General features: G+C 62.7%; 11 protein-coding genes. 6 read left to right on the top strand and 5 right to left on the bottom strand.

Annotated features, from left to right (window positions below; all coding sequences use genetic code 11):
• The first annotated feature begins 2 nt into the window (after nucleotides 1-2).
• The 4 genes from ACQ5BM_RS13910 to ACQ5BM_RS13925 are packed head-to-tail and all read left to right on the top strand — an operon-like array spanning nucleotide 3 to nucleotide 5,235.
• Complete coding sequence (locus tag ACQ5BM_RS13910; protein WP_429811969.1) at nucleotides 3-2,102, top strand: ADP-ribosylglycohydrolase family protein; 2,100 nt, start codon at nucleotides 3-5, stop codon at nucleotides 2,100-2,102.
• A 30-nt stretch (nucleotides 2,103-2,132) separates the two neighbouring features.
• Nucleotides 2,133-3,182, top strand: coding sequence for an ABC transporter ATP-binding protein (locus ACQ5BM_RS13915; protein ID WP_429811971.1), 1,050 nt, complete (start codon nucleotides 2,133-2,135; stop codon nucleotides 3,180-3,182).
• On the top strand, nucleotides 3,179-4,396 hold the full coding sequence (locus tag ACQ5BM_RS13920) for a CaiB/BaiF CoA transferase family protein (RefSeq protein ID WP_429811974.1): 1,218 nt from the start codon (nucleotides 3,179-3,181) through the stop codon (nucleotides 4,394-4,396). Before ACQ5BM_RS13915 ends, ACQ5BM_RS13920 begins: the two co-directional genes overlap by 4 nt.
• Entirely contained in the window at nucleotides 4,393-5,235 is an 843-nt protein-coding gene (locus ACQ5BM_RS13925) for an HpcH/HpaI aldolase/citrate lyase family protein (protein WP_429811977.1), read from the top strand. Before ACQ5BM_RS13920 ends, ACQ5BM_RS13925 begins: the two co-directional genes overlap by 4 nt.
• 171 nt (nucleotides 5,236-5,406) lie before the next feature.
• Here the strand turns inward: ACQ5BM_RS13925 and ACQ5BM_RS13930 are convergent, their stop codons facing one another.
• Nucleotides 5,407-5,661 carry a hypothetical protein gene (locus ACQ5BM_RS13930; RefSeq protein ID WP_429811979.1) on the bottom strand — a complete coding sequence of 85 codons (255 nt, stop codon included), beginning with the start codon at nucleotides 5,659-5,661 and terminating at the stop codon, nucleotides 5,407-5,409.
• A 162-nt stretch (nucleotides 5,662-5,823) separates the two neighbouring features.
• Here ACQ5BM_RS13930 and ACQ5BM_RS13935 point away from each other — a divergent pair, with 162 nt between their 5' ends.
• The gene (locus ACQ5BM_RS13935) at nucleotides 5,824-6,012 is read left to right on the top strand and encodes a hypothetical protein (RefSeq protein WP_429811981.1); all 189 of its coding nucleotides are present in this window, start codon (nucleotides 5,824-5,826) and stop codon (nucleotides 6,010-6,012) included.
• 133 nt (nucleotides 6,013-6,145) lie between these two features.
• Here ACQ5BM_RS13935 and ACQ5BM_RS13940 read toward each other — a convergent pair whose 3' ends face one another.
• From ACQ5BM_RS13940 to ACQ5BM_RS13950, 3 genes are all read right to left on the bottom strand, one after another.
• Nucleotides 6,146-7,123: a L,D-transpeptidase family protein gene (locus tag ACQ5BM_RS13940; RefSeq protein ID WP_429812051.1), complete on the bottom strand. Its 978-nt coding sequence runs from the start codon at nucleotides 7,121-7,123 to the stop codon at nucleotides 6,146-6,148.
• Nucleotides 7,124-7,330: 207 nt separating this feature from the next.
• On the bottom strand, nucleotides 7,331-7,600 hold the full coding sequence (locus tag ACQ5BM_RS13945) for a hypothetical protein (RefSeq protein ID WP_429811983.1): 270 nt from the start codon (nucleotides 7,598-7,600) through the stop codon (nucleotides 7,331-7,333).
• Between the two features lie 346 nt (nucleotides 7,601-7,946).
• Nucleotides 7,947-8,213: a hypothetical protein gene (locus ACQ5BM_RS13950; RefSeq protein WP_429811985.1), complete on the bottom strand. Its 267-nt coding sequence runs from the start codon at nucleotides 8,211-8,213 to the stop codon at nucleotides 7,947-7,949.
• 142 nt (nucleotides 8,214-8,355) lie between these two features.
• Here ACQ5BM_RS13950 and ACQ5BM_RS13955 point away from each other — a divergent pair, with 142 nt between their 5' ends.
• A complete protein-coding gene (locus ACQ5BM_RS13955) occupies nucleotides 8,356-8,685 on the top strand; it encodes a YciI family protein (protein ID WP_429811987.1) in 330 nt (109 codons plus the stop codon).
• A gap of 2 nt (nucleotides 8,686-8,687) precedes the next feature.
• Here ACQ5BM_RS13955 and ACQ5BM_RS13960 read toward each other — a convergent pair.
• Nucleotides 8,688-9,736: sulfate/molybdate ABC transporter ATP-binding protein (locus tag ACQ5BM_RS13960; RefSeq protein ID WP_429811989.1), on the bottom strand; the 1,049-nt coding region annotated here is incomplete at its 5' end.

Consider the following 9,736-nt stretch of genomic DNA (forward strand, 5'->3'; position numbering starts at 1 on the left):
CGATGCTCAGCACCACAGAAATCTTCGAGCGTATCTATTCCGGTTTCATCGGCAAGGCGATCGGCGTCCGTCTTGGCGCACCCGTCGAACCGACGATCTGGAGCTACGAACGCATCCGGGACACCTATGGCGAGGTGACGGAATATCTGCGCGATTTCAAGAATTTCGCGGCGGATGACGACACCAACGGTCCGGTCTATTTCATCCGGGCGCTGCGCGATTATGGCCTCGGTGCGACCGCCGAGGAGGTGGGCAAGACCTGGCTGAACTACGCGGCCGAGGAACACGGCATGTATTGGTGGGGCGGCTTCGGCAATTCGACCGAGCATACCGCCTATCAAAACCTTCGCGCCGGCATCCCGGCGCCGCAGTCCGGCTCGATCGCACAGAACGGCACCACCGTTGCCGAACAGATCGGCGGTCAGATCTTCATCGACAGCTGGGGCTGGGTGCACCCGGCCGATCCGAAGACAGCGGCTGAAGCGTCGGCGCGCGCTGCGAGCGTGGCGCATGACGGCGAGGGATTGAACGGTGCGCGTTTCTGCGCAGCAGCGATCGCGCATGCCTTTGTCGCCAAGAACATCGAGGAGGTCATCGAGACGGGCCTGGCAACCATCCCGGCCGACTCCCTCTACGCCAAGGTTTCGCGTGCGGTCCTTCGCTTCCACGACAGCAACCGGAACGACTGGCGCGCCTGCCGCGACATGCTGACCGCGGAATGGGGTTACGATCGCTATCCGGGCGTCTGCCACATCATTCCAAATGCCGGCGTGCTCGTCATGGCGCTGATCTATGGCCAGGGCGACCTGCCACGTACGGTCGAAATCGCAACAATGGCTGGCTGGGACACGGACTGCAATGCTGGCAATGCCGGTGCGATCGTCGGCACCTTGCAGCAGGTGCAGCCGGGCTGGGATAAATACCGCAAGCCGATCAATGATTTCGTCGTCGCTTCAGGCGTTACCGGAACGATCAACGTCGTCGACATTCCCTCCTTCGCCCGCGAGCTGACCGTGCTGGCGCTCCGGCTGCAGGGACGGGAAGCAACGGCGCTCTGGGTCGAGGACTTCGAGCGCCGGGGCGTGCGCTTCGATTTCGACGCTCCCGGCGCGACCCACGGCTTCCGCACCGAACCGTTCAACCAGATCGCCGTCAAGGCATCGGTGGAGCGTCACACCGAGAGTGCCAAGGGATCGTTGGAAATTCTCCTCGATCGGCTGGAGCGCGGGCAGGGCGGCCGCATCTTCTGGAAGCCCTTCTACCGCCGCTCCGACTTCGACGATGAGCGCTACCGCCCGATGTTCACGCCGCTTGCCGATGACGGCCAGACGGTGAAGTTCAAACTTTGGCTCGACCCGTGGAACGGCGACGGCAATCTGCGCGTGGCATCGTACGTTCGTCGCGCCATGACCGGTACGATTCAGGAAACGAGCGCCTGGCACGTACCCTCGGCGAGCGGCTGGCAGGACTACGAGTTCGCCATCCCCGATGGCCATGGCGAGGCGGTCGACGAGATCGGCATTCTGGTCGAATATTTCGGTCGCCTGAAGTTCCTCGGCCGACTGTTCCTTGCGGACTTCTCCGTTTCGGGTAAGGGCCGCGCCGTGATCGACCCGGCAAAGGAAGCCCATGAATGGGGCGGGATTACCCGGTTTACCTGGAACCGCGGCCACTGGAGCCTGCAGCAGGGCCGCATCCATGCCCATACGGCCACGGACGCGGATGCCTGGACTGGTAACGCGTATCTGCGCGACGTCAGCGTCACCGCAAACCTTCAGCCGCTCTCCGGTGCTTCGCATCTGGTGGTGGCGCGCGCTCAGGGGACCAGCCGCTTTTATGCGGCGGGCTTTGAGAATGGCGAAGCCGTGATCCTTCTTGAAAACCACGGCACCACGATCCTTGCCCGCAAGCCCTTCCGGATCGAACACGGCCGAAGCTACGCGGTCGATCTCACGGTCGAAGGCGGCAAGCTGACGCTTTCTGTCGACGGCGAGCGGGTGCTCCAGGCGCACGATACGACGCTTGGCTACGGCATGGCTGGCCTGCGCATGGCGTCTGCCGGACGCATGTCGGTCGGCCGGCTAGAGGTTGCCGATCGCTAACGCCGCGAGGCAGAAAGGACGGGAGGAAACATGTCCGAGATAGAGCTCAGAAGCGTCGGCAAGAGCTATGGCAGCGTCGCCGTGCTCAACAACGTCTCACTGGAAATGGGTGACGGCGAATTCGTCGTGCTCGTCGGCCCTTCCGGCTGCGGCAAGTCCACATTGTTGCGCATGATCGCCGGGCTGGAGGATATTTCAGCGGGCGAAATCACCATCGGCGGCAAGGTCGTCAACGACATGCCGGCGAAGGAGCGCGACATTGCCATGGTCTTCCAGTCCTACGCTCTCTATCCGCACATGAAGGTCGCGGAGAACATGAGCTTCGCGCTGAAGCTTGCCGGCGCGCCGAAGGCGGAGATCCAGAAGCGCGTCACCGAGGCGGCCGAAATCCTCGGCCTCGAAAAGCTGCTGGACCGTCTGCCGCGCGAGCTCTCCGGCGGCCAGCGCCAGCGTGTCGCCATGGGTCGCGCCATCGTGCGCGACCCGCGCGCCTTCCTCTTCGACGAGCCGCTCTCGAACCTCGACGCAAAGCTGCGCGTGAAGATGCGCAGCGAGATCAAGAAGCTGCACCAGCGGCTGCGCCGGACGATGGTCTACGTCACCCATGACCAGACAGAGGCCATGACCATGGCCGACAAGATCGTGGTGATGAACGGCGGGAAGATCGAGCAGGCGGGCGCGCCGCTCGAACTCTACAACGATCCCGCCAATCTCTTCGTTGCCGGCTTCATCGGTTCACCGGAGATCAACCTCATTGAGGCGATCGCAGACGGCGAGATGGCATTGACCCGCGGTGGCGTTTCGCTGCCTCTCGGAGAGAAGGTGCAACCCGGAACGCGTATCGTCTGCGGTATCCGCCCGCAACACATCACGCTCGGAACGACGGGCGTGCCGGGCCGCATCAGCCTGGTGGAGCCGACCGGAGAGGATCAGGAAATCGTCGTCGATATGGGCGGCCAGGATATCTCGGTGGTCGTCCACGGCGGCAAGCCGCTTTCGGCGGGCCAGGATGTGATGCTCACGATCGATGCCGACAAGGTGCTGCTCTTTGACAAGGAAACCGGGGAGCGCATGCGATGAGCGGATTTGCCAAGCGCCAGTTCGATCCCGCTGCCAAGGGGCCGCTTGCCGGCACCCGGGTCCTGGATCTTTCACGTCTCGTCGCTGGCAACATGCTATCGCTGCAGCTTGCCGATGCTGGTGCAGACGTCATCAAGATCGAGCCGCCAGCCGGCGATCCGCTTCGGGACTGGAAGGACGACGGCCACTCGCTCTACTGGAAGACCTATAGCCGCAACAAACGCTCCGTGGTGCTCAATCTGCGCCAGCAGGCGGCGATGCAGGCGCTCTGGGCGTTGATCGACACGGCCGACGTCTTCATCGAGAATTTTCGGCCGGGCACGCTGGAGCGCATGGGGCTTTCGCCGGAAGCGCTGCACGCGTGTAACCCCAACCTGATCATCGTGCGCATCTCCGGTTTCGGCCAGACCGGCCCCTATGCCCAATTTCCCGGTTTCGGCACGATCGTCGAAGGCATGAGCGGCTTTGCCTACCGAACCGGCTTTCCGGACCGCGAACCGGTGCTGCCGCCGCTGGCGCTAGCCGATATGATCGCCGGTGTCTACGGCAGTTCGGCCACCGTGACGGCGCTGCTTGCGCGCGATCGCGGTTACGCGAAAGGACAGGTGATCGACCTGTCGCTGCTCGAGCCGATGTTTTCCGTGCTTGGACCGGAAGCCGCGATCTACCAGACGACCGGCAAGATCAAGGAACGTGTGGGCAGCGCTTCGAACACGGCGGCGCCGCGCAACGTCTACAGATGTCGCGACGGCAAATACGTAGCGCTGTCCGGTTCCACGCCGCAGGTCGCAAGGCGAATTTTCGAGATTATCGGTCGCGCCGACATGAACGAGGATCCGCGCTTTGCCACCAATTCAGAGCGCGTCAAGAATCGTGACCTGGTCGACGAAGCGGTTGGCGGCTGGTTCGCCCGGCACGACCACGACGAAGCGCTGAAGATCATGCGCGACGCCGGCGCGACGGTCGGACCGATCTATAACGTCGCCGATGCCATCGCCGACCCGCATTTCGCCGAACGCGAAATCATCGTCGACGTGGAGGACGCGGAGTTCGGCAGCCTGCCGATGCACAACATCGTGCCGCGGCTTTCCAAAACGCCGGGTGTCTGGCGCAGACCCGCGCCGATGCTTGGAGAGCACACGGCCGAAGTCTTGACCGAGGCCGGGATGGATACAGACGCCATCAATCTCATTTTGGAGGGCTCGGCACCATGAGGCTGCGGTCGCTTCTCTATGTCCCCGCCTCGTCCGAGCGCTTTATCGCCAAGGCGCATGAGCGAGGCGCTGATGCGATCATCCTCGATCTCGAGGATTCCGTTACCTGCGCTGAAAAGCTGGCGGCACGCGCCGGACTTGTGCAGTCAGTCCCCACGGCAGGACGAAGCGGCGCAAAGGTCTTCGTGCGCGTCAATGCCGAGCCGGAAATGCAGCAGGCGGATGCCGAGGCTGCTTGCCGTGCCGGGGCCTTCGGCCTCTTCATCGCAAAGGCAAAGTCGCCGGAGCAGTTGCGCAGCCTGGCCGAACGCCTGGCTACGACGGAGCGCGAACTCGGGCGTGAACCGCTCCGTTTCGTCGCGCTGTTGGAAGACGCCGGCGCCGTGCTGGACGCAAGGCCGATTGCGGCCTGCCCGCGTGTGTTGGGCCTTGTAGCCGGCGGGGAAGATATCGCCACCAGTATTGGAGCCGAACCGGTTCCCGAGGTGTTGCGTCTGCCCAAGTTGCTCGTGCATCTCGCGGCCAAGGCGGAGGGCAGGCTGTCGTTCGGCACTCTGACGTCCGTTGCAGACTATCAGCAACACGACGCCCTTGAGGCCGCTGCCCGAGAAGCAAGCTGCCATGGCTTCGATGGCGCGACCTGCATTCATCCCTCCGTAGTGCCGATCATGAATGCTGCGTTCTCGCCCAGCGAAGAAAAAATCGCCTGGGCGCGCTCCGTGCTAGACGCTGCGGCAGGTGCCGCGGCTGAAGGCAGAGGCGCCTTTCTGGTCGGCGACAGGATGGTGGATGCACCGATTATCGAGCGTGCCCGCCGCATCTTACAGAAGATCGATTAGTCGAAATCTCTGAGGCGCCCCCTCGATTAACGCCCCAAATTTCGGCGACGCTGGCCTCTCGGCGGGCCAGCGAATGGGCATGGTGGATGCCACAAGAAGAAAAAGGGCCGCCGGCCTGGGTGCACGCTATCCGGAAAGCAGCAAGGCCCCCTGGCCGGCAATATTGCGCAATCACATGGCATCCTTGCCCTTCATGGCATTCTCCATGTGCGTCTTGCATTTCGCCGTATCTTTCGCCGCCATCGCTTCCTTGGCCTCGGCCAGTTCCTTGGTCGCCGCCTTCTTCTTGGTTGCGTCAGTGATGGAGTTCACGTCCGTTTCCAGTTTTGTCATACCGGCCTCATCGCACGTCAGATCGGTCTGGGCCATGGCGCCGCCGGTGAAAGAGATGGCCATGATGGCCGCAATCAGAAGTCTATTGAGCATCGCATCTGTCTCCTGGTTTCAGTGGCATTTCGCGCCCCAAACCCGCAGGCGAAAACTACGTTCCCACGCAGGGACAATGTCGCCGGTGCTTTTGGGTTTCAGCGGCCCTGACGGAACCAAACCAGCCTCCCAGCGTTATGCGCAGGCAAGGGGAGGCGCAGAATGAAACACACGGATGTTCGAACAGTCGACAACTCCCAGGCCAGACATATCTGGGACGTAGCGGACTATTGCAGGCGCACCGGTATCCACAAGACCGAGGAGCGCCGCCTGATCAAGGTTCTCGGTAGATACGCGACCAGCCACGAGCTTCAGATGAATATCGTGCGCGCTCAAACGCGCATCCGCTGAACACTCGACACCGAGGTGTGACGGTCTACACCGAGGTGTGACGGTCTGCCGCGACCGAAGAGATCGTTCGCGCGGTCGGCGTCGCATTATTGACTTCAGTCGCTCTTTTCGCGTTTCTTGGCATCAAAGAGGATTAGTCGACGAACTCGACGATCACGCCAGGTTCAACCATCCCCGCCAGCTCTTCCGCATCCCAATTGGTCAAACGAACGCACCCGTGTGATCCGGCCTTGTCGATCAGCGATGGTTCCGGCGTACCGTGGATTCCATAGGTGGGCTTCGAGAGGTCTATCCAGACGCTACCGACCGGGCTGTTCGGACCGCCAGGTAAGGTCAACACCTCTCTATTGTCGCTCTGCTGGAAGTTGATGTTGGGATTGTAGATATAGGGCGGCATTCGCGCCACTCCTTTTACTTTATGGGTCCCGGAAGGAGACGGCGTCTCCTGGCTGCCGATCGTGGCTGGGTAGGCGGCGATCAGCGTTCCGTCGGCGCCGAAGGCCATGAGTTGGCCGGTGCGTCGGTGCGCTTCGATGCGTTTGACCACCCCCTGCCTTGGCGCCCCAGGGATCACAACGGAAACGGTTTCGCCGACGGAAAACGTCGAAGTCGCATTGAGCGCCTTGAGAAGATCGATATCCATGTGGAAGCGCTCGGCCAGCCTCTCCCCGACGCTTGTGTATCCGAGATGATCCATTTTCGCCTGTTCGGAATAGTCGTTGGGTATCTTGGCGACCAGCCCCTTGGTGTCGTCCCCGGAGACGACATAGGGCTGTACAACCGGCGCCTGCTTTGAAAGCCGTTCAAGGAGATCAGGGTCCAATCTGCCCTCTGCGGGCAGATCCTGCATGGCCTGGAAGGCGGCGACCGCTTTGGCAACGTTCTCGCCGCTGTAGCCATCGATTACCCCGGGCGATGCCCCCGCGCGGTCGAGAAGAACTTGAAGCCGAACGATAGCCGGGTCTGGGCTGTCCGAGATAGCGGCCATTCGCTCCAACAAACTGGGCGTGATCGACGCGCTGTTGATCGAATCTGGCTGAAGCGTCTGGGCCATGGCCAAACCGGCGGGCAAGAGCAACAACAGCGCCGTGGACAGGGTTACGATCTTCATGACCGCGAAATCGCCCGCGCGCTTGATTTGTTCCCGACTTGCATCGGGATGTTGAGATGGCCGGACGAAAACACCTGCGGAGAGCCGAGGCGGCTTTGATTGAGGTGACAGCATGCCACGCACCGGCTTGGTGGCCAGGCACGGATCGCTTCGCACTCGCTTCGGATGAACCTTGCCGGCTACACGGAGCTATTTATCAACGTAGAACTAGTTGAGCACCCGCATGGGAGAACCGCGTCGCGGAAAGGACGTTGCCTCCGAACGCGAGCGTTCCAGCAACATGGCGTTTTCAAACAAGGTACCCTCGTCACTAATGCCGCCGCGAAGCTGATCTGTCAGGTACCGAACCAGGCGCCCGGCACGCAGACTGTTCGGCGGGATGTTCTGCCACAGGCAGACCCGGTCGAACGTCCGCTGGAGCATTTCAAGCTCGGTTGCATTCCATTGGCCATTGAGATCATTGACTGCCCACTGCATTGAAACCTCCCTGGCGGCCGCGATTCCGGCCCATTCTCCAGTTGACGCTCTCAGTTTCGCGCGGAGTGTCGGTGAACTGGCTCCGACCCGCGGCCTTCTTGGTTGAGACCGGTACTAGCCGCCCGATCTCCCATGCAGTCATTCGCGGCCGTCAGATCTGGGGTCGACGACCGGCCGGACAATCTATACCTCTTCATGGAATTAAGCCAGTGACGATGGGTTTCCGTGTTCGGTAGGGCCTGGCGGCCGTACCAAACAGCGACTTTGCTGTGGGCGCGGGCCCTGTTCGAGCCCGCAAAGCCCACCCGAATTCAGCCTTCGAGTTGTCGCGATTGCCGACTGTGCCCTATGCCTCGACCAGGATCACGATTGACTCCGGCACCACGCCATCAAAGGCCATGGCATCGGCAGCGGCTTGGCTTTGCATGGCTTTCGACAGCGCGTCCAGATCAGGGACGTCCATGAGAATTGCCACTTGGGTCTGGTCCTGGGGATCGACGAAGGTTCGAATGCTCGTCACCCCCAGCGGGCCGAAGAACTCTTTACGCTTCGGCGATTTCAGCCAATGTTCCGCACTTTTCGTGATCTTGTGGTGGGCGATGATGGTCGGCATTGCATCCTCCCTGTCGTGGCACGGGCGTTGGTTTCGGCGCAACTTTCCCTGTGCATCCGCGTTGCCTTACGGAAGGCCCCATCGGCCGGACTGTCAATTAGCCCGTCGGAAGTAGAGTGCCGCCACCAGGAGGATGAGGTTGATGCCGAAATTCGTGACGATTGGATATGGAGACCGTGCGGGCTACGACCGCACGGCGGCAGCGGTCCGTGACGCGGCGCACGCGCATGATGCGGACCTTCGCGCAAAAGGGGCATTGATGGGGATCGCCGGAGCGCCTGTCCAGGTGCGCAACGCCAATGCTGCGCACCTCGAGAAGCGAGACGGTCCGTTCATGTCGTCGTCGCTTCCTGTGGCCGGCTTTGCGGTGATCGAGGCCGCTGACCTGGCCGAAGCGGTCGAAATGGTATCGCTCACGCCGTGTGCCGTTGCACATGGCGTGGTCGAGATCTGGCCATTGGAGACCCCTTGAGCTCAGGAAGCTTGGGCAACCAATGTTGGCTCCTGCATCGCGATAGGGCTACTCTCGCTTTTCGCCTCCGCGGCTACAGGCTGTTGCTTTCCATCCCTGAACAACTTCCATTTGGTCGGGCGGAAGGCGATGCGGCTGTGGTCGCCGGCGGCGGCGCGTTCGGGGGAGAGTTCGATCTCGACATGCGGGTGGTTGCGGCCGAGATCGAGTTCGAGGTGGCGGGTGCCGGCGACCCGGCGGCTGGCGGTGACGAGGCCGGCAAGACAGCCGCCGCAGCCGTCGATCAGCTCGATGTCGTGCGGGCGGAAAAAGAGATTGGCCGGGCCGTCCGGCTCGGCCGGAGCCCTAAGGCCGATCGGCCGGTCCTCGAACCAGATCTCGCCGTTGGCGAGCGTCACCGCGAGGCAGTTCGACTGGCCGATGAAGCCATAGACGAAGGGCGAGACCGGATGGTCGTAGATCTCGTCCGGGGTGCCGACCTGCTCGATCGCGCCCTTGCTCATGACGACGACGCGGTCGGCCAGCTCCAGCGCCTCCTCCTGGTCGTGGGTGACGAAGATCGTCGTGTGGCCGGTGCGGTCGTGGATCTCCCTGAGCCACTTGCGCAGTTCCTTCCGGACCTGCGCGTCGAGCGCGCCGAAGGGCTCGTCGAGCAGCAGCACGTTCGGTTCGACCGCCATGGCGCGGGCGAGTGCCACGCGCTGGCGCTGGCCGCCGGAGAGCTGCGCCGGATAGCGCTTGTCGAGGCCGGAAAGCTGCACCAGGTCGAGAAGATCGAGCGCCCGCTGGCGGATCTCGGCGGCCGGCGGCCGGCGGTTGGCGGGCCGCACCTTGAGGCCGAAGGCGACGTTGTCGAGCACCGTCATGTGGCGGAACAGGGCATAGTGCTGGAAGACGAAGCCGATGTTGCGCTCCTGCACCGTCTTTTGCGAGGCATCCTCGTCGCCGAAGAAGACCGTGCCGCCGGTCGGGCTTTCGAGCCCGGCGACGAGGCGCAACAGCGTCGTCTTGCCGGAGCCGGAGGGACCTAAGAGCGCGATCAGCTCGCCGG

Source organism: Ensifer sp. B1-9, assembly GCF_050474445.1.
Lineage (GTDB): Bacteria > Pseudomonadota > Alphaproteobacteria > Rhizobiales > Rhizobiaceae > Ensifer.